19 protein-coding genes and 1 pseudogene are annotated in these 17,966 nt (G+C 50.0%); 8 read left to right on the top strand and 12 right to left on the bottom strand.

All coding sequences use genetic code 11. The annotated features are described in order from the left end of the window. The first annotated feature begins 194 nt into the window (after positions 1-194). Positions 195-683: a transcription/translation regulatory transformer protein RfaH gene (rfaH, locus tag WBL83_RS16250; protein ID WP_424590128.1), complete on the top strand. Its 489-nt coding sequence runs from the start codon at positions 195-197 to the stop codon at positions 681-683. A gap of 41 nt (positions 684-724) precedes the next feature. On the opposite strand, the gene hemB is transcribed toward rfaH, so the two are convergent. From hemB to udp, 10 genes are all read right to left on the bottom strand, one after another. Further along, positions 725-1,747 (bottom strand): porphobilinogen synthase, encoded by a 1,023-nt coding sequence (gene hemB / locus WBL83_RS16245; protein WP_424590127.1) that lies wholly within the window; start codon positions 1,745-1,747, stop codon positions 725-727. A gap of 15 nt (positions 1,748-1,762) precedes the next feature. Next, a complete protein-coding gene (gene tatD, locus WBL83_RS16240) occupies positions 1,763-2,542 on the bottom strand; it encodes a 3'-5' ssDNA/RNA exonuclease TatD (protein WP_424590126.1) in 780 nt (259 codons plus the stop codon). A gap of 53 nt (positions 2,543-2,595) precedes the next feature. Next, a complete protein-coding gene (tatC, locus tag WBL83_RS16235) occupies positions 2,596-3,378 on the bottom strand; it encodes a Sec-independent protein translocase subunit TatC (protein WP_424590125.1) in 783 nt (260 codons plus the stop codon). Between the two features lie 2 nt (positions 3,379-3,380). Then, positions 3,381-3,932, bottom strand: coding sequence for a Sec-independent protein translocase protein TatB (gene tatB / locus WBL83_RS16230; RefSeq protein ID WP_424590124.1), 552 nt, complete (start codon positions 3,930-3,932; stop codon positions 3,381-3,383). A gap of 3 nt (positions 3,933-3,935) precedes the next feature. Then, positions 3,936-4,196 carry a Sec-independent protein translocase subunit TatA gene (gene tatA, locus WBL83_RS16225; RefSeq protein WP_424590123.1) on the bottom strand — a complete coding sequence of 87 codons (261 nt, stop codon included), beginning with the start codon at positions 4,194-4,196 and terminating at the stop codon, positions 3,936-3,938. 83 nt (positions 4,197-4,279) lie between these two features. Further along, complete coding sequence (ubiB, locus tag WBL83_RS16220; RefSeq protein WP_424590122.1) at positions 4,280-5,920, bottom strand: ubiquinone biosynthesis regulatory protein kinase UbiB; 1,641 nt, start codon at positions 5,918-5,920, stop codon at positions 4,280-4,282. Next, positions 5,917-6,537 carry a ubiquinone biosynthesis protein UbiJ gene (gene ubiJ / locus WBL83_RS16215; RefSeq protein WP_424590121.1) on the bottom strand — a complete coding sequence of 207 codons (621 nt, stop codon included), beginning with the start codon at positions 6,535-6,537 and terminating at the stop codon, positions 5,917-5,919. Before ubiJ ends, ubiB begins: the two co-directional genes overlap by 4 nt. 13 nt (positions 6,538-6,550) lie before the next feature. After that, positions 6,551-7,306 carry a bifunctional demethylmenaquinone methyltransferase/2-methoxy-6-polyprenyl-1,4-benzoquinol methylase UbiE gene (ubiE, locus tag WBL83_RS16210; RefSeq protein WP_424590120.1) on the bottom strand — a complete coding sequence of 252 codons (756 nt, stop codon included), beginning with the start codon at positions 7,304-7,306 and terminating at the stop codon, positions 6,551-6,553. A 173-nt stretch (positions 7,307-7,479) separates the two neighbouring features. Beyond that, positions 7,480-8,886, bottom strand: coding sequence for a DNA recombination protein RmuC (gene rmuC / locus WBL83_RS16205; RefSeq protein ID WP_424590119.1), 1,407 nt, complete (start codon positions 8,884-8,886; stop codon positions 7,480-7,482). A gap of 133 nt (positions 8,887-9,019) precedes the next feature. Then, positions 9,020-9,781, bottom strand: a complete 762-nt coding sequence (gene udp, locus WBL83_RS16200) for a uridine phosphorylase (protein ID WP_424590118.1) — start codon at positions 9,779-9,781, stop codon at positions 9,020-9,022. 312 nt (positions 9,782-10,093) lie between these two features. On the opposite strand from udp, the gene WBL83_RS16195 reads away from it, so the two are divergent. From WBL83_RS16195 to WBL83_RS16175, 5 genes and pseudogenes are all read left to right on the top strand, one after another. Beyond that, on the top strand, positions 10,094-10,921 hold the full coding sequence (locus tag WBL83_RS16195) for a dienelactone hydrolase family protein (RefSeq protein ID WP_424590117.1): 828 nt from the start codon (positions 10,094-10,096) through the stop codon (positions 10,919-10,921). Positions 10,922-10,934: 13 nt separating this feature from the next. Continuing rightward, positions 10,935-11,054 (top strand): annotated as a pseudogene (locus WBL83_RS16190) (isochorismatase family protein); the annotation flags it as partial. Positions 11,055-11,360: 306 nt separating this feature from the next. Beyond that, positions 11,361-12,230, top strand: a complete 870-nt coding sequence (locus WBL83_RS16185) for a hypothetical protein (protein WP_424590116.1) — start codon at positions 11,361-11,363, stop codon at positions 12,228-12,230. Between the two features lie 2 nt (positions 12,231-12,232). After that, positions 12,233-12,697: a hypothetical protein gene (locus WBL83_RS16180; protein WP_424590115.1), complete on the top strand. Its 465-nt coding sequence runs from the start codon at positions 12,233-12,235 to the stop codon at positions 12,695-12,697. After that, positions 12,690-13,154 carry a DUF1240 domain-containing protein gene (locus WBL83_RS16175; RefSeq protein ID WP_424590114.1) on the top strand — a complete coding sequence of 155 codons (465 nt, stop codon included), beginning with the start codon at positions 12,690-12,692 and terminating at the stop codon, positions 13,152-13,154. Before WBL83_RS16180 ends, WBL83_RS16175 begins: the two co-directional genes overlap by 8 nt. 82 nt (positions 13,155-13,236) lie before the next feature. Here the strand turns inward: WBL83_RS16175 and metE are convergent, their stop codons facing one another. Beyond that, a complete protein-coding gene (gene metE, locus WBL83_RS16170; RefSeq protein WP_424590113.1) occupies positions 13,237-15,498 on the bottom strand; it encodes a 5-methyltetrahydropteroyltriglutamate--homocysteine S-methyltransferase in 2,262 nt (753 codons plus the stop codon). A gap of 117 nt (positions 15,499-15,615) precedes the next feature. On the opposite strand from metE, the gene metR reads away from it, so the two are divergent. Next, on the top strand, positions 15,616-16,572 hold the full coding sequence (gene metR, locus WBL83_RS16165) for an HTH-type transcriptional regulator MetR (protein WP_424590112.1): 957 nt from the start codon (positions 15,616-15,618) through the stop codon (positions 16,570-16,572). Here metR and WBL83_RS16160 read toward each other — a convergent pair. Next, entirely contained in the window at positions 16,457-17,356 is a 900-nt protein-coding gene (locus tag WBL83_RS16160) for a carboxylate/amino acid/amine transporter (RefSeq protein WP_424590111.1), read from the bottom strand. The genes metR and WBL83_RS16160 overlap by 116 nt on opposite strands. 276 nt (positions 17,357-17,632) lie before the next feature. Here WBL83_RS16160 and WBL83_RS16155 point away from each other — a divergent pair. Continuing rightward, on the top strand, positions 17,633-17,966 hold a 334-nt coding region (locus tag WBL83_RS16155), incomplete at its 3' end, for a DUF6531 domain-containing protein (RefSeq protein WP_424590110.1).

Raw genomic sequence — 17,966 nt, 5'->3', positions numbered from 1 at the left:
ATAATGCGTTTACCCAAAGTAATTCGAGTTGCAGTAAAGCGGCGACGCAATGAATCCCCGGGAACTTGCTCCAGTTAGTGACTGGGGTAAATGCTTGTCTGATAACCAATCAGCGAATGGTTATACTTGTGCTGTCTATCCCTAATAACGGCCTTTTGCTATTCTTCGTGGGTTGATTAGGAAAAAGAGAACTTATGGAATCCTGGTATCTGTTGTACTGCAAAAGGGGTCAATTACTGCGGGCGCAAGAGCATCTTGAGCGTCAGGAAGTGAATTGCCTCACCCCTATGATCAAAATTGAAAAGATCGTGCGTGGCAAACGCACTGCGGTCGATGAACCACTGTTCCCAAATTATATGTTCGTTCAGTTTGATCCTGAGACCATTCACACTACGACCATACATTCAACGCGGGGCGTCAGCCATTTCGTGCGCTTCGGCAGTCTTCCTGCCACCGTACCGGCGGATGTGATTAACCAGCTCATTCATCACCATCCAGAGAATGTCACTGACCCCGATACCCCTTACCACGGCGATCGCGTGGTGATAACGGAAGGAGCATTCGAAGGTTTGGAAGCTATTTTTAGCGAGCCGGACGGTGAAGCCCGTTCCATGCTGCTGCTGAATCTGTTGAATAAACAGGTAATGCAGAGTGTGAAAAATACAGATTTTAAGAAGACATAAAGTGAATCAGGGCGGATAAGCATCCGCCCTACAACGTAAAACTAGCGCTGCATTTGTTCGTCATGCAACCATTGCGCAACACGCTTCGAGAAGTACGTTAGCACGCCATCTGCTCCCGCACGTTTAAAGCACATCAACGACTCCATGATCGCTGGTTTTTCTGCCAACCAACCGTTCTGAATCGCCGCCATATGCATCGCATATTCGCCCGAGACCTGATAGGCAAAAGTCGGCACGCCGAAGGTATCTTTCACGCGGCGAACCACGTCCAGATACGGCATACCCGGTTTCACCATCACCATATCCGCGCCTTCTTGCAGATCCTGCGCAACTTCCTGTAGCGCTTCATCGCTATTAGCCGGATCCATCTGATAGGTCTTCTTGTTGCCCCCTTTCAGGTTGCTGGATGAACCAATCGCATCGCGGAACGGTCCGTAATAGCAAGACGCGTATTTAGCGGCATAAGACATGATCTGCGTATTAACAAAACCGTCCAGTTCTAACTGATCGCGGATAGCACAAATACGCCCATCCATCATGTCGCTAGGTGCGATGATTTCAGCCCCGGCTTCAGCATGGGAGAGTGCCTGACGCACCAGAATCTCACGTGTGATGTCATTGATAACGTAACCGTCCGCATCAATCACGCCATCCTGCCCGTGAGTGGTGTACGGGTCGAGTGCTACGTCAGTCAGCAAACCTAGCTCTGGCACAGCATCTTTCAGAGCACGTACCGCGCGCTGAACCAGACCATTCGGGTTGTAAGCTTCTTCTGCGTGCAGCGACTTGCCTGCGCTTTCAATAACCGGAAACAGTGACAACACCGGCACGCCTAGTTTCGCGACAGCTTCCGCTTCTTTGAGCAGCAAATCGATAGTCATCCGGTAAACACCCGGCATCGACGACACTTCTTCCTGACGGTTCTGGCCTTCCATCACGAACACGGGATAGATAAGGTCGTTAACCGTTAATTGATTCTCCGCCACAAGACGGCGGCTGAAATCATGACGACGGACGCGGCGCATACGGCGGCCAGGAAACGTACCGGGAAATGCATAGCTCATTACTTTTCTCCTGATTTAAGCCAGCCGGAAAAGACGGCGGGCATTGTCATCTGTTACTTGCGCAAGCCAGGCGGGATCTTCTCCACGCCATTCAGCTACCTTCTCCAGGATATGAGGCAAGTAGCAGGGTTCGTTCCGTCGGGAAGCAGGTTTTGGTTTTAGATCCCGCGGTAACAAATAGGGGGCATCGGTTTCCAGCAACAGCTGATGTGCTGGTATCACCGGTAGCAATTCGCGTAACTCAAGGCCGCGACGCTCGTCGCAGACCCAGCCAGTGACGCCGATAAAAATCCCGCGCGCCAGGCATTCACGAACTTCATTTTCCGTTCCGGTAAAGCAGTGCAAAACCACGCCGGGTAACTTATCAAGCCAGGGATCCAGCAAGGCGATAAACCGTTCGTGAGCTTCGCGGCAATGTAAAAATACCGGCATCATCAGGTCTGCAGCAAGGGCCAGTTGTGCGGTAAAAGCACGTTCTTGTTCAGCAGGCGTTGAGAAATTGCGATTGAAATCCAGCCCACACTCACCGATAGCGACGACTTCCGATGCACCTGCAAGCTCGCGAATAATGTCAGTTGTCTCGTCTTGCCAATGGCTGGCATCATGCGGATGAACGCCCGCAGTCGACCAGCAGCCTTGATACTGTTGTGCCAGTAACAGTGCCTGCTGACTTTCGTGAATATTGGTCCCGGTAAGCAACATGCCGTTGACTCCCGCAAGATGCGCACGAGCAACAACGTCAGCGTGGTCTTTAGCAAACTGGGAGCTGGTAAGATTTACACCGATATCAAACATAGCGCCTTCCAAACGACGACCGCCCTATTGGGCGGTCTGAAATTAAGAATCTCTTATTTAGAGTGATCGTCTTCTGCTTCTGGAGCGTCTTCCGGGTCTTCCTCTCCCCCTCTGCGCCCTTTACCGACGTAGAAACGAGAGAAAAATACACCGACTTCAAACAGGCAATACATCGGTATCGCTAATAGCGTTTGCGAGAAAACATCAGGCGGCGTTAACAACATGCCGACAACAAACGCACCGACCAGAATGTAAGGACGCTTACTCTTCAGTGCTTCAGGGGTGGTAACACCCATCCAGCACAGCAGAATAATGGCCACAGGCACTTCAAAAGCGACACCGAATGCCATAAACAACGTCATGACAAAATCGAGGTACTTGCTGATGTCAGTCGACACCACCACCCCTATTGGAGCAGTTTTAGTCAGAAAACCAAATGCGAGCGGGAACACCACAAAGTAGGCAAAAGCGATGCCGATATAAAACAGCAGCGAGCTGGAAAACAGTAATGGCATCACCAGCTTGCGTTCATGCTTATACAGCGCTGGCGCGATAAACGCCCAAATCTGATAAAGAATGACCGGCGCGGACAAAAACACCGACACATAAATTGTCAGCTTTACAGGGGTGAAAAACGGTGAGGCCACGTCTGTAGCAATCATCGTTGACCCGAGTGGCATTTGCTTAATCAACGGTGCTGAGACTATCTGATAGATGTCATTGGCAAAGTAAATCAGTGCCAGGAAAATCACCAGCACAGCGATAATGCTATTTAACAGTCGCTTGCGCAGCTCTATCAGATGGCTGATAAGCGGTTGGGTATCTTCAACGGCCATGTTTACTGTTTATCACTCGAAGGTTGAGAAGAAGCTGGCGCTTTGACAGGCTCTGCTAAGGGTTTGATATCAGGCTGAATTAACTCTTCAGTAGCCGCCGTTGATGCATGAATTGTTTCAGTTTCAACGACTGGAGCTTCCGCAGGCGCGCTGGCTTGATGTGCAGCAGCGGCTGGAGTCACACCTTCATGGCTGTCCTCAGCGTCTTTCACCAATGGATTATGGATAGTATGGGCCTCGTCACTCCCCTTTTCAGGATCATGAGTATACGAGCGCTTCATTGACTCCGCTGCCTGACGCAGCTCATCCATTGATGCCTTGAGTTCAGGCGTGAGGTTATCCATGCTCGCTTTTTCAACCTTCTTCAGGCTGTCTTGCAGCTCCTGGATTTTCAACTCCTGAACCAGTTCATTTTGTACCGTTGTCGCCAGAGAACGCAAAGCGCGAACCCAGCCGACAACCGTTTTAACAGCAACAGGCAAACGCTGTGGCCCGAGGACGATCAGGCCAATAACGAACACCAGCAGCAGTTCACTGAAACCAATATCGAACACGGTTTACACCTGCTCTTTATCGTTGCTCTTAGCTTCGTCTTTCTTCACATCGACAGGTTGCTTATCAGCAAGCGTTTTCGCTGTGAAATCGGCATCCTGAACAGATTTATCTTTCTCTTTATCTTCATCATCATTCATGGCTTTTTTAAAGCCCTTAATGGATGCGCCCAAATCAGAACCGATAGAACCCAATTTCTTAGTACCGAAAAGCAGAACCACGATGACGGCAATGATCAACAATTGCCAAATACTGATACCACCCATAATGTCGCCTCAAATCACAGTGATAAATAGATAACGGTCTCTATTGTACCGCACGTTGTCTGTTAAAAACGATTAAAAACAGCTCAGGATGAGCGTCGCCAGCCAATCAGCCAGGCCACGATGCCAGCAGCCATAAGACCTGCAGGCTGGTATTGCCATTCTGGCTTGTTAATCAATATCAAAGTGCCACTTAGCAGTAGCGTGGCACCAATGCCGAACAGGTAGCGAGATTGTGACTGACGCACCTGGTTACGTTGTAAATCACGCGTTATTTTATCAACACTCTGCTGTAATTGTTTACCCTGGCGCAAACTGTCGTACATCAGTTCTGGAAGTTCTGGCATTTTTTCTATCCAGAACGGCGCTTTTTCTTTAAAAGATCGAATAAGAGCAGGAATACCCACCTGATCTTTGATCCAACTTTCGAGGAAAGGTTTAGCGGTTTTCCACAAATCTAACTGCGGATAAAGCTGTCTTCCGAGCCCTTCAACGTAAAGTAGCGTTTTTTGCAGTAAAACCAGCTGTGGTTGCACTTCCATGTTAAAACGGCGTGCCGTGTTAAACAGGTTCAGCAATACATGGCCGAAGGAGATTTCCGCCAGTGGTTTCTCAAAGATAGGTTCACAAACGGTACGAATGGCGAACTCAAACTCTTCAACGTTGGTATCTGGTGGAACCCAGCCTGAATCGACGTGCAATTCAGCCACCTTGCGGTAGTCGCGGTTAAAGAAAGCGATAAAGTTTTCCGCCAGATAGCGCTTATCTTCTTTATTCAGTGAGCCTACGATACCGCAGTCGATACCAATATATTGCGGATCTTCCGGGTGCTCGTAACTGACAAAGATGTTGCCGGGGTGCATGTCGGCATGGAAAAAGCTGTCGCGAAACACCTGGGTAAAGAACACCTGCACGCCGCGTTCGGCCAACAGTTTCATGTTGGTGCCTTGCTCTTTAAGCATCGCAATATCAGATACAGGAATACCGTAGATCCGCTCCATAACCATCATGTTCTCGCTGCAATAGTCAGAGAACACTTCCGGCACGTAGAGCATCGGGCTGTCTTCAAAATTGCGACGCAGCTGGATAGCGTTGGCGGCTTCGCGCAGAAGATTCAGCTCATCAATCAAGGTCTTCTCATATTCGCGTACCACTTCCAGCGGGCGCAAACGGCGGCCATCTGGCATCAAACGTGGCACCCAACGTGCAAGACGATAGATGAGTTTCATATCCGCTTTGATAATCGGCAGGATATCAGGACGAATAACTTTGATAACAACATCACGCCCATTCTCTTTCAGGCGAGCGGTGTGAACCTGGGCAATAGAAGCCGACGCCAGCGGTGTAATGTCGAAATCATCAAACCAGGTTTCGATAGGGATCCCGCCCATCGATTGTTCGATTTGTCTTTTCGCTAACGCACCGTCAAATGGGGCGACCCGGTCTTGCAACATCGCTAGTTGGTCGGCAATTTGTGGTGGGAACAGGTCACGACGAGTCGAAAGCATCTGTCCGAACTTGATCCATACCGGCCCCAGTTCTTGCAGTGCAAGGCGTAAACGCTCACCGAGAGGCTTCTCTTTATGGCGGTTAGGCATCCAGAAAAGCATGCGCCGCCAGATGCGTAACGGTAGCGTAATGCGGATCCGAGGGATCAGTTCATCCAGGCCGTAACTTAGAAAAGTGCGGATAATGAAATAGAGGCGGCGAATCTCTCCAGGCGTCATTTGTTCTCCAGTTTGTCCAGTCGCGCAACGAGGGCATCGACCTTACGTTCGACAGCTGCCGTTTCCTCAGCAAACCATGCCACTTCCAACGAGCCCGGCGCCATTTTCCACTCTTCAGTAATCGCTTCAGACAGGTATTGTTGGTTACGGGAGAATCCTTTTATCAAAAACTGACTGCCACCACGAATCACTTTGCTGATGCCTTCAGCGGCAATATCGCCGATATAAGGTGCTAACAATTCAGCAGGGTCGAATTCAGCAAGATCCATCAGGGCAACCCAGTTCTGGACGACCTGAAGATCGCCCTGAACCTCTAATTCACCGCTGCGAATCAGAGCCGTAAGCTGTTGCCGGTCACGTAATTTCGGCAGTGTGCTTAGTCCCGTCTTCACCAGACAGTCGGCTTCGCCTTCCCACTGCCCTAATACATCGAGTTGTTGTTCGCTAAAAACTAAAACGAGCGGCGATGCGAACTCTTTGAGCTCGACACGCAATACCTTACCCACTAAGCGCTGCCGTGCCGCCTTCAAGCCCCGGTCTTGCCAGAGAAAGGTATTGAGCAGATTTTCTATTCCGGCAGTTATTAGCGCGGTACCTGAAGAAAGCAGCAATGGCATCACGAGTTCCCGATCAGAATTTATAACCACGGTGTAGCGCAACGACGCCCGCCGTCAGATTGAAGTAGGTGGTATTTTCAAAACCAGCATCTTCCATCATCGCTTTCAATGTTTCTTGATCAGGGTGCATACGAATAGATTCAGCCAGATAACGATAGCTTTCTGCATCTTGCGCAACGATTTCACCGATACGCGGCAGAATGTGGAACGAGTACGCATCGTAGGCTTTGCTAAGAGGTTCGATAATCGGTTTGGAGAATTCCAGCACCAGCAGACGGCCACCCGGCTTCAAAACGCGGTACATCGAACGTAGCGCTTTTTCTTTGTCTGTCACATTGCGCAGACCGAAAGAAATAGTGATGCAATCAAAGAAGTTATCCGGGAAAGGCAGGGCCTCGGCGTTAGCCTGAACATAGTTCACATTGCCAACAATACCGATGTTGCGCAGTTTTTCACGCCCCATCTTCAGCATCGAATCGTTGATATCCGCCAGAACCACTTCGCCCGTTTCACCGACCAGACGGGAGAACTTAGCGGTTAAATCACCGGTGCCTCCAGCTAAGTCCAGTACGCGCTGACCACGGCGAACACCACTGCAATCAATGGTAAATCGCTTCCAGATACGATGGATGCCAAATGACATCAGGTCATTCATCACGTCGTATTTTGCGGCCACAGAATGGAACACATGAGCCACCATATCGGCCTTTTGTTCCTTCGCTACAGTGCGGAAGCCAAAGTGTGTTGTTTCCTGGGATTCTTCAACCATCTCGATGCCTGCTTGTCCAAAAAATGTTTGTGAAGTGTAACAGAATGAGCCCTAAAGCCCTATGCTTCAAGCTGCAGGGGTGTTGGCTGCACTCACAAATCCCTGTCATTTACTCCAGTAAGCTCCCGGGGATTTGTTCCTTTGCCGCCTATCTGCAACTCGAGTTATTCTCGCTACAAACTGTTTTCCATATTTTTTTGTTCGTCGTTTTCATGCTCGTGGCGAACTAAATTATCGTCTTCTTCAAATCTGGCCTGCTCAACCAAATCTGGATTAATCTCACGTTTCACCTCGACACCCAGGCCACGAAACGCATCGGCCTGGATGAGAATATTTCCGCGCCCCGAAGCGAGTTTTTTCATCGCCTGGCGGTAGTTATCCTGCGCTTTATCGAGGCTTTGACCAATTGCCGACATGTCGTCAACGAAGAGGCGCATTTTGTCATACAGGCGACTGGCGCGTTCGGCAATTTGTTGCGCATTCCGACTTTGGTGTTCATAACGCCACAAATTGGCAACGGTTCTTAATGCCACCAGCAATGTGGTTGGACTAACCAGCATGATGTTATTTTTCAGGGCTTCGCTGATGAGTTCAGGCTGGCGGTCAATCGCCAGTAAAAACGCGGGTTCGACGGGGATAAACATCAAAACATAATCCAGCGAACGTAATCCCGGCAGTTGCTGATAATCTTTGCGACCCAGCATACGAATGTGATTTCGCATTGCTGCAATATGTTCGTTGAGTGCACTTTCTCGCGTTAACTCGTCGTCGCCATTGTAATAACGTTCATAGGCCACAAGCGTCATCTTGGCGTCGATAACCACATCTTTGCCTTGGGGCAAACGCACAATGACATCGGGCTGCATCCGGCTGTTATTCTCGAGCTGGATATTCACCTGGGTTTCGTATTCATAACCTTCACGTAAGCCGGAAGCTTCCAGTACGCGAGTCAATACCACCTCACCCCAGTTTCCCTGAGTTTTGTTATCCCCTTTCAGGGCTTTGGTGAGATTCAGTGCTTCTTGCGCCATTTGGGCATTCAGCTGTTGCAGACTACGGATTTCATGAGTCAGGGTGTGGCGTTCACGGGCTTCCTGACCAAAACTCTCTTGCACCTGGCGACGGAAACCATCCAGTTGTTCACGCAATGGCGAGAGTAAGCCATTTAAGCTTTGGCGATTTTGTTCTTCAACCTTGCGGCCACTTTGCTCAAAAATACGGTTGGCGAGGTTTTCAAACTGTTCGCTCAGGCGCTGTTCGCTGTTGAGCATCTGGCGATGTTTATCATCTGCATTCAGGCGGGTTTGTTCCAAAAGCGTGGAAAGTTCGCGAATATCCGCTTCCTGCGCACTATTTATCTCAAGCTGAGTACGCAATTCACGGTTGAGTTGTTCACACTCTTCTTTCCAGTGCTGGTTTTGCTGCAACTCCTGCCGTGCGGCAGTCAACTCACCGTAGATTTCTCGTTGCTCTTCATGCAGAGCGGATTGCCGCCCGGCTGCGCGCAAACTCGCCAGCAACCAACCGGTCAGAACCCCAACCAGTGCAATACCGATCCCGAATAAAATAGAAATATCCACAGTCACTCCTTGAAGCCATGCCAGACATCAGCAAAATAAAATTCTGCTGTATAAATGTCCAGATGAAAAGGGATTTCCTGCGAGACATTACGCAAAGCGTAAAAATAAGCCGGCTTGCACCGGCTTGGGGGAGTTAGATTAAGCGACGTGCCGCTTCAACAACGATTTGCACAGCGTGGCTTTCTGTTTTCTTCATGGTTTCAGCATTCGGGATCTCTTGCTGAGTACGGTTCACAATCACACCGGCAACCATCCCCGCGCGCAGACCCTGGCTTGCGCACATGGTCAGAAGAGTCGCGGACTCCATCTCGTAGTTCATTACGCCCATCTGCTGCCACTCTTCCATAGAGCCTTTGTAGCGGTTAACTACGCGGCCTGAGAAGGTGTCATAACGTTCCTGGCCTGGGTAGAAGGTATCGGAAGATGCCGTCACACCAATGTGCGTGGTCGCGCCAATAGATTTTGCGGCTTCAACCAGAGCGGTAGTACACGCGAAATCAGCAACCGCTGGATATTCCATTGGTGCAAAGTGCAGACTGGCACCGTCAAGGCGCACAGAGGCAGTCGTCACCAGAACATCACCAACACTAATATGTGGCTGGATGGCACCGGTAGTCCCGATACGCAGGAAAGTACGAATACCTAACTGCGCCAGCTCTTCCACGGCGATAGAGGTAGACGGGCCACCGATACCGGTAGAGCAGATGATGACTGGCTTGCCATCTAATTCAGCACGCCAGGAGGTAAATTCACGGTGGGAAGCCAATTTAACCGGCTGGTCCATCAGTACAGCGATTTTCTCAACTCGCTCTGGATCGCCCGGGACGATGGCAAGTGTTGCCCCTTGCAGATCGCTTTTAGTGAGACCGAGGTGAAAAACATCAGACTTGGACATAACAGACTCCTCTGTTTAATAGGTTGGCTTGCATTGCTTAGAGGTACTGTACAGAACCCCGGCAAAGAATTTCGTGACGCATTTCACTTTGAATGAAACAAGTTACATTATTTTCATCTTTGATAGTGACCGAAATCACATTAATACATTGGGTGATACCGATTTAGCAATCGACCATTTCCCCAGAAGCTTACCAAAGTAAGTACTGGGGTAAATGAGCGCAGCCAACAACTCTGCAGCTCGAAGTATGACGGGGAAAAGCTATAGTTATCGCATTGCGCTAGAACATTGATGAATAAAAGGAGCACGCCAATGAAAGAAGAACAAACGACGAGCCAATCGCCAGACGGGAATTTTGCAGCAGCGGCCTCCCCTCTTGCTTCCACAGTTTTGCATACCCCGGATGACGCCATTCAGGCGGGGGAAACCTCGATTCCTACGCAGGGCGAGAATATGCCTGCCTATCACGCCAGGCCAAAAGGGGCTGAAGGCGCTTTGCCTATCGTGATTGTGGTGCAAGAAATTTTCGGGGTGCATGAACATATTCGCGACATTTGCCGCCGTCTGGCACTGGAAGGTTATCTCGCCATCGCACCAGAGCTCTATTTCCGTCAGGGCGATCCAAATGATTATGCAGATATCCCGACCCTGTTCAGCGAGTTAGTTTCAAAGGTTCCGGATGCGCAGGTGCTGGCCGACCTCGACCACGTCGCCAATTGGGCAGCAAGAAATGGCGGCGACGCACATCGCCTGATGGTGACTGGTTTTTGTTGGGGTGGACGTATCGCATGGTTATACGCCGCGCACAATCCACAATTGAAAGCGGCGGTCGCCTGGTACGGCAAACTGGTTGGCGAAAAGACGCTTAATTCGCCACATCACCCGGTCGATGTGGCTATCAACCTGAATGCACCGGTACTCGGACTTTACGGCGGGCAGGATACGGGAATAGCGCTGGATACCGTAGAAACCATGCGTCATGCGCTACGAGCCGCAAATGCTAACGCTGAAATCATCGTTTACCCGGAAGCGGGCCATGCGTTTAACGCCGATTATCGACCGAGCTACCATGAAGAATCAGCAAAAGATGGCTGGCAACGTATGCTGCGCTGGTTTGAGCGTTACGGGACAAAGAAATAATACCCCGCGCCCTGGCGCCGCCAGGGCAGTTTGCGTCAACACCACCGTGCGCGAAGCCAATGACCGCGGCTATGAATGCATTATTCCTGAAAATTGCTTCGGCTCGTACTTCCCTGAAGTCCAGAAATACGCGCGCTACGAAGATATTTATCGCCGCGCGTTCCGACGGAATGGGGAAAATCTGCCGCTGTGTATGGATTATTTATTACATCCGGAAGTGAAGGTGGGTTTAAGGGGGGTTAATTCTATACCCTGTTACATATTTTTATTGGCTTATATATTTAATCAATAATTTACAGGATGGATATTAACTGTATAAATAGTTAATAATCGGATTAATACTATAAATAATTTGCATCCCTTTATTGTTAAGAACAGAATCTGAAAACATTCTGTTTAAAACACATTTCTTAAGAAAACATGATAAAGGGAATAAATCATGTCAGAACTCAGGCCGCATAAACCCAAAAACTATTTGCTGGACGAGCACACCACCTTTAGCTCCTTTCCAAGTATGAACCCCGTATTGCGCGATATGGCAGCGATGAATGAATCATTTATCACAGAAAGCCGTTACATCATGCTGCTAACGTTGGATGAAGCACAGAGTGTCGTGGATGAACTCCTGGGCCAGGTTGATTATATGTTCTCTTACCGGGCTGGCCCAGGAAACATTAAAGACGGTCTTGATGGCTTTCGAACTGCCAGTAAATTGATGACATACCATGATGAGTTTGGAAAACTCGCTATCAGATTCCAGTCACTGGGAATCAGAGCCCTGAAATGCAGTATAGGCGGAACGGATTATATTAAGTTAACAGGCTACCCTGCATTACGACGTGTTCTCAATGGCACACGTTATAGTTTACGCAATGCACAAATACTGGAAATGGGGATTGGACTACGTGGACTCGGTGCTTCAATTGTTAAAGGCACCAAGTTTTGTATTTATTGTTCACTCGCATGGCGAGCCGTAGAACTGATATTTAAGTCTGAATATGACCTGGTTGATTTTCTGGTGGATGTGACAGCGGACGTCGCGAAGATTATTGTTTCGAGTATGGTGGTTGGGGTTGTGGGTGGGGTATTTGTTTTACTGGGAGCGCCAGTAATTGTTACAACTTTTGTAGTTATAGGGTTAGGTATCATCCTAAATGCAGGATTAAATATCCTGGACGATAAAGTAGGTCTGTCTGTAAGTCTAAAAGAAAAAATTCGTATAGCACTAACAGAAGAGCAACGGATGCAAGAGTGGAATCAACAATATTCTTCTTCATTTTTAAACTTACTCGCGAACACATCGGACTAAAAATGAGCAGACAAACTATTTTAGAATGGCTCCTGTATCGAGGCGCCGCTGTCATCATAATAGCAATAATGTCAGCCATACTTTATTTTATTTTCTACTCTACCCCAATGGATGACCTTCGTTCATTATATATGCATGATGATATTATTGTTTACCATACTAAAGCTATTGTTGGGGCAGCAGGAACACCTGTTTATGTCTACGGTATATTCTTGGGTCTTCGCGTACTTATCTCAAAAGGGGTAAAACCGCCCACCACCCAAACGGTAATTGGTATGATCCTTACACCACTCATTGCGTTTGTAACCTTTTCAGGCTTCATCATTGCATTTTTAATTCCCTTCGGCCTGATATTTACACCTTACCACAACTGCCCTCAGGAAAAGCTCGGTGCTTTTTATGTTACTGACTTAAAACTATGCCAAAACATCGATTACAAAAACTGGACTTTAGAAAGACATGAATAAAGAAACTATTTTAGAATGGCTACTGTATCGTGGCGCTGCTGTCGTCATGATAGCAATAATGTCAGCCGTGCTTTATTTCATTTTCCGTTCTGTTCCAATGTATGACCTTCACTCGCTGTATGTCCATGGCAATATTATCGTTTACCATACTAAAGCTGTCGCTGGAGCGGCAGGAACCCCAATATATATTTACTTTATATTAATTTCACTTCGTGTGCTTTTCATGAGAGGAATAAAACCCCCAACTACCCAAACCTTCATTGGAAGAATTTATGGAGCATTTAGTTTAATTGTCAGCATAGTATGTCTCATTATCGCATTCCTAATTCCCATCGGTTTGGCATTCTCACCTTATAGCAATTGCCCGCAAGAAAAACTCGGCAATTATTATGTCACTGATTTAGAACTCTGTAAGACCATCGAACCCAGAAACTGGAAGATAGAGAAAACGCAATAATGCCGGATGAGGCCGCACCTAACCGGCATACAAGTTTAGATGTTGTAGGGTGGATAAGCGCCAGCGCCATCCACCGTTTTACCTAAGCGCTACGCAGGTTCTGCGCCGCTTTCACCATGTTCGCCAAAGCCTGGCGGGTTTCTGGCCAGCCGCGGGTTTTCAGGCCGCAGTCCGGGTTCACCCACAAACGCTCTGCCGGAACACTCTCAGCCGCTTTCTTCAGCAAAGCTTCAATCCATTCCACGCTTGGCACATTCGGTGAGTGGATGTCATAAACGCCCGGCCCGATTTCGTTCGGGTATTCGAACTCTTTAAACGACTCCAGCAAATCCATATCGGAACGAGAGGTTTCGATGGTGATCACATCCGCATCCAGTGCGGCAATGGAATCCATGATGTCGTTGAACTCGCAGTAACACATATGAGTGTGGATCTGCGTGTCGTCGCGTACCACGGCCGCATTCAGGCGGAAGGCTTCTACTCCCCACTCCAGATATGCCTGCCAGTCAGACTGGCGCAGCGGTAAACCTTCGCGCAGCGCAGGCTCATCAATTTGAATGATGCCGATACCTGCTGCTTCCAGATCCGCCACTTCGTCGCGCAGTGCCAGAGCGATTTGTTTGGCGATAGTTTCACGGCTCACATCTTCACGCGGGAATGACCAGCAAAGAATGGTCACCGGGCCCGTCAGCATGCCTTTGACCGGTTTGTCGGTCAGGGATTGCGCGTACTTCGCCCATTCCACAGTAATCGCTTCCGGGCGGCTGATATCGCCAATAACAACCGGTGGTTTCACACAGCGGGAACCGTAGCTCTGCACCCAACCGTTTTGGGTAAACACGAAACCGTCGAGATGTTCGCCGAAGTATTCCACCATGTCGTTACGTTCAGCTTCACCGTGAACCAGCACATCCAGACCCAGGCGCTCCTGTTCAGCCACCGCTTGTTTAATATGTTCCGCGATACCGGTGCGGTAGTTGTTAGCGTCGAGATTGCCTTTCTTGAAGTCGAGGCGCAGACCACGGATTTCAGTGGTTTGCGGGAATGACCCGATGGTGGTCGTCGGCCAGGCTGGCAGATTAAAGCGCTGACGTTGTGCTACAGCACGCGCCGCGTAGTCGCTCTGACGTTGGCTGTCTTGCGCGGTAATCGTTGCCAGGCGCTGTTCCACTGCCGCGTTATGTACACGCTGTGAATGGCAGCGGGCCTGAATTGGCGCACTCCATTCCACCAGTTTCTCTGTGTGGCCACTGTTCAGCGCTTCGGTAAGCAGCGAAAGCTCGGCACATTTTTGTAGTGCGAAGGCAAACCAGCTTTTTACTTCTGCATCCAGACGGGTTTCCACACTTAGATCGATTGGGCTGTGCAGCAGTGAACACGATGACGCGACCCATAAATCACGTTTGCCGACAATCGCCTGCAATTGCTGATATTTTTCAGTCAGATCGGCACGCCAGACGTTACGACCGTTAATCACACCCGCTGACAACAGCCAGCCAGCAGGCAGTTGCTGATGCAGCGCATTGATATCGTCTTTGCCATGCACGAAGTCGACGTGTAAACCCTGCACCGGCAGTGCGGTGATAGTATTCAGGTTTGGGGTTACGCCTTCAAAATAGGTGGTAAGCAGCAGTTTTACGTTGCCAGCCAGCGCATCGTACGCCGGTTTGAACGCGTCCAGCCATTCTTGCGGCAACTCCAGTACCAGCGCAGGTTCGTCGATTTGCACCCACTCAATCCCGCGTTTTGCCAGCTCAGCCAGCACCTGTTGATAAACCGGCAGAATATCTTTCAGCAAGCTCAGGCGGTCGAACTGCTCACCCTTCACTTTACCCAGCCACAGATAAGTCACTGGCCCAAGCAGTACAGGCTTCACGTTGTGGCCCAGTGCCAGCGCTTCGTCCACTTCATCCAGCAGTTGGGTCCAGGTAAGTTTGAACTGCTGACCTTTGGTGAACTCCGGGACCATATAGTGATAGTTAGTGTTAAACCATTTCGTCATTTCAGCGGCGGCAGCTGGTTTGCCCGTTGGTGCGCGACCCCGGCCCAAACGGAATAAAGTGTCGAGATCTACGCTACCGTCCGCGTTCTGATGACGAGCTGGCACATTACCCAGCAGCAAGCTCGTGGTCAGAACGTGATCGTACCAGGCGAAATCGCCCACTGGCAGCAACTCTACGCCAGCCTGCTTTTGTTGATCCCAGTGGCGAGCACGCAGTTCACGGCCCACCGCCAGTAATTCGTCCTGAGTGGAATTACCCGCCCAGTAGCTTTCTTGAGCTTTTTTCAGTTCGCGACGCAGGCCAACACGAGGGAAGCCGAGGGTGTGATTAAGTATTGTCATTTTATGCCCCTTGAAGAATTTTTCGGATTTAGCCATCCAGATGTTTACACTGCTATCTTGCAAAGGTACTGTATATTCCTCAAGCGCAATTTGCTCATGGCGAAGTGAAGGACTTTCATGATCGAGATCAAACACCTGCGGACGCTCCAGGCTTTACGAAATTGCGGCTCTTTAGCCGCCGCTGCCGCCGCGTTGCACCAAACTCAATCGGCTCTCTCTCATCAGTTCAGTGATCTTGAGCAGCGGCTTGGGTTCCGCCTGTTTGTGCGTAAAAGTCAGCCTCTGCGCTTTACTCCGCAGGGCGAAGTGCTACTTCAACTGGCAGAACAAGTGCTGCCACAGATAAGCCGAGCGCTTCAGGCCTGTAACGAACCGCATCAGACTACGCTGCGTATCGCTATCGAATGCCATAGCTGTATTCAGTGGCTGACGCCTGCGCTGGAGAACTTCCATAAGACGTGGCCGCAGGTGGATTTGGATTTTAAATCCGGCGTAACATTCGACCCGCAGCCCGCGCTGCAACAAAGTGAACTGGATATCGTTTTAACCTCCGACATCCTGCCGCGCAGTGGCCTGCACTATTCACCGATGTTTGATTATGAGGTGCGTCTGGTGCTGGCCACGGATCATCCGCTGGCAAACAAAACGCGTATTGAGCCGGAAGATTTGACGAGCGAAACGTTGCTTATCTATCCGGTGCAGCGAAGCCGCCTGGATATCTGGCGTCATTTCCTGCAGCCAGCAGGCGTAAGCCCGTTGCTTAAAAGTGTGGATAACACGCTGTTGCTGATTCAGATGGTGTCGGCGCGCATGGGGATCGCAGCACTACCGCATTGGGTGGTGGAAAATGTGGAGCGCCAGGGTCTGGTGGTGACAAAAACGCTGGGTGAAGGATTATGGAGCCGGTTGTACGCTGCCGTGCGCGATGGCGAGCAGCGTCAACCGGTCACCGAGGCGTTTATTCGCTCGACTCGCTCACACGCTTGTGAGCATCTGCCGTTTGTGCGGAACGCGGAGCGACCCAACGGCGATGCACCCATAGCGAGGCCATTATCACCGTCCCACCAACAATGAAACTCGGCCAGTGGGGTTGCTCTTGCCAGATGGCGAGGTTAACCAGCAGCCCCGCCGGAACATGCACATTGTTCATAATGCCGAGCGTGCCTGCATCCACCTGCGTTGCGCCATAGTTCCACATGAAGTAACCGAGCCCCGAGGCCACAACGCCGAGCCACACCAGGATGCCCCACTGTAGAGTAGTCGTCGGCAATTTTTGCGGATTACCCAGTGCAAACCAGGCGGTCACCGCCACAACGAACGCACCGAGATAAAACCATGAAAATGCACAATGCTGCGGCATCGGGCGCGTTTCCATCAGCCGTTTGTAACCCACCATTCCAATAGCAAAACAGATGTTTGCACCCTGGACTAATAGCAGTCCAATCCAGAAGTGGTCGCTGACTTTGTCGTAGCGAATGATCGCCGCACCAATCACCGCAAGCCCGGCACTCAACGCATAACCCCATCGCAGTTTATTGCCGCTCAGCAGGTCATAAATCAACGTGACATACAGCGGTGTCATCACTGTGAAAAGCAGGAATTCCGAAACAGTAAGATAGAGATACGCCTGGAAGCTGAACAGGTACATCACGCCGAGTTGCAACGCGCCCACCAGCATATACAGCAGTAGCGTTTTCGCGCTGTAACCTTTGAAACGCAGAAACGGCAGGAACACCAGAGCCGCAAGCCCTACACGCATTAGCACCGAAAAATAGCTATCGACATGCCCGGCAAGGTATTCGCCTATCAGGCTAAATGAGAAGGCCCACAGGATTGTGGTGATGATGAGTAACGGCACGATGAGTTCTCTACAAAAGGTTATGCCTTATTGTAGCGAAGGGTGTTAGCAGGATCTTAATTATTTGGTTGACGAGTGGTGACCTTATAATCAGCTACATAATGGTGTCGTCTGTTTCCAGACTATCTAATTTGACGTTCATCACATTTACATGGCATTCATAACCCTATCATAAAAAATATAACCATCTGATTTTAATCATTTATTTTTGTTATGAATTTTACCTATACAAACAAAATATCAATCATTTCACCCGCACTTTAAAAGGATTTCACCATGCCAGGAATGCCTGCTGCGCGTCAGGGTGACGCCACCTTAATCGGCGGCCCGATTATTCAGGGCTCTTTGGGTGTCATGATTGGCGCGCCCACCGGTGTGGCCTGTTCGGTCTGTCCCGGAGGCGTGGCGGTGGGCAATCCGGTCAACCCGGTGCTGGGAGCCAAGGTGCTGCCCGGCGAAACCGATGTTGCCCTGCCCGCTTACCTGCCGTTTGTGCTCACCCGCAGTTACAGCAGCTACCGCACCGGGACGCCGGCGCCGGTCGGCACCTTCGGCCCCGGCTGGCAGTCGGCGATGGATATCCGTCTGCAGCTCCGTGCTGATGAACTGA

The sequence above is a fragment of the Buttiauxella sp. genome, from assembly GCF_049686335.1.
In the GTDB taxonomy this organism is placed as follows: Bacteria; Pseudomonadota; Gammaproteobacteria; order Enterobacterales; family Enterobacteriaceae; genus Buttiauxella.
This window is presented reverse-complemented; position numbering and strand designations above follow the sequence as displayed.

Excerpts from the sequence above, each read along its gene's own strand:
- rfaH (WP_424590128.1), top strand. The coding sequence starts at position 195 with ATGGAATCCTGGTATCTGTTGTACTGCAAAAGGGGTCAATTACTGCGG.
- hemB (WP_424590127.1), bottom strand. The coding sequence starts at position 1,747 with ATGAGCTATGCATTTCCCGGTACGTTTCCTGGCCGCCGTATGCGCCGC.
- tatD (WP_424590126.1), bottom strand. The coding sequence starts at position 2,542 with ATGTTTGATATCGGTGTAAATCTTACCAGCTCCCAGTTTGCTAAAGAC.
- tatC (WP_424590125.1), bottom strand. The coding sequence starts at position 3,378 with ATGGCCGTTGAAGATACCCAACCGCTTATCAGCCATCTGATAGAGCTG.
- tatA (WP_424590123.1), bottom strand. The coding sequence starts at position 4,196 with ATGGGTGGTATCAGTATTTGGCAATTGTTGATCATTGCCGTCATCGTG.
- ubiB (WP_424590122.1), bottom strand. The coding sequence starts at position 5,920 with ATGACGCCTGGAGAGATTCGCCGCCTCTATTTCATTATCCGCACTTTT.
- ubiJ (WP_424590121.1), bottom strand. The coding sequence starts at position 6,537 with ATGCCATTGCTGCTTTCTTCAGGTACCGCGCTAATAACTGCCGGAATA.
- ubiE (WP_424590120.1), bottom strand. The coding sequence starts at position 7,306 with ATGGTTGAAGAATCCCAGGAAACAACACACTTTGGCTTCCGCACTGTA.
- udp (WP_424590118.1), bottom strand. The coding sequence starts at position 9,781 with ATGTCCAAGTCTGATGTTTTTCACCTCGGTCTCACTAAAAGCGATCTG.
- WBL83_RS16195 (WP_424590117.1), top strand. The coding sequence starts at position 10,094 with ATGAAAGAAGAACAAACGACGAGCCAATCGCCAGACGGGAATTTTGCA.
- WBL83_RS16185 (WP_424590116.1), top strand. The coding sequence starts at position 11,361 with ATGTCAGAACTCAGGCCGCATAAACCCAAAAACTATTTGCTGGACGAG.
- WBL83_RS16180 (WP_424590115.1), top strand. The coding sequence starts at position 12,233 with ATGAGCAGACAAACTATTTTAGAATGGCTCCTGTATCGAGGCGCCGCT.
- WBL83_RS16175 (WP_424590114.1), top strand. The coding sequence starts at position 12,690 with ATGAATAAAGAAACTATTTTAGAATGGCTACTGTATCGTGGCGCTGCT.
- metE (WP_424590113.1), bottom strand. The coding sequence starts at position 15,498 with ATGACAATACTTAATCACACCCTCGGCTTCCCTCGTGTTGGCCTGCGT.
- metR (WP_424590112.1), top strand. The coding sequence starts at position 15,616 with ATGATCGAGATCAAACACCTGCGGACGCTCCAGGCTTTACGAAATTGC.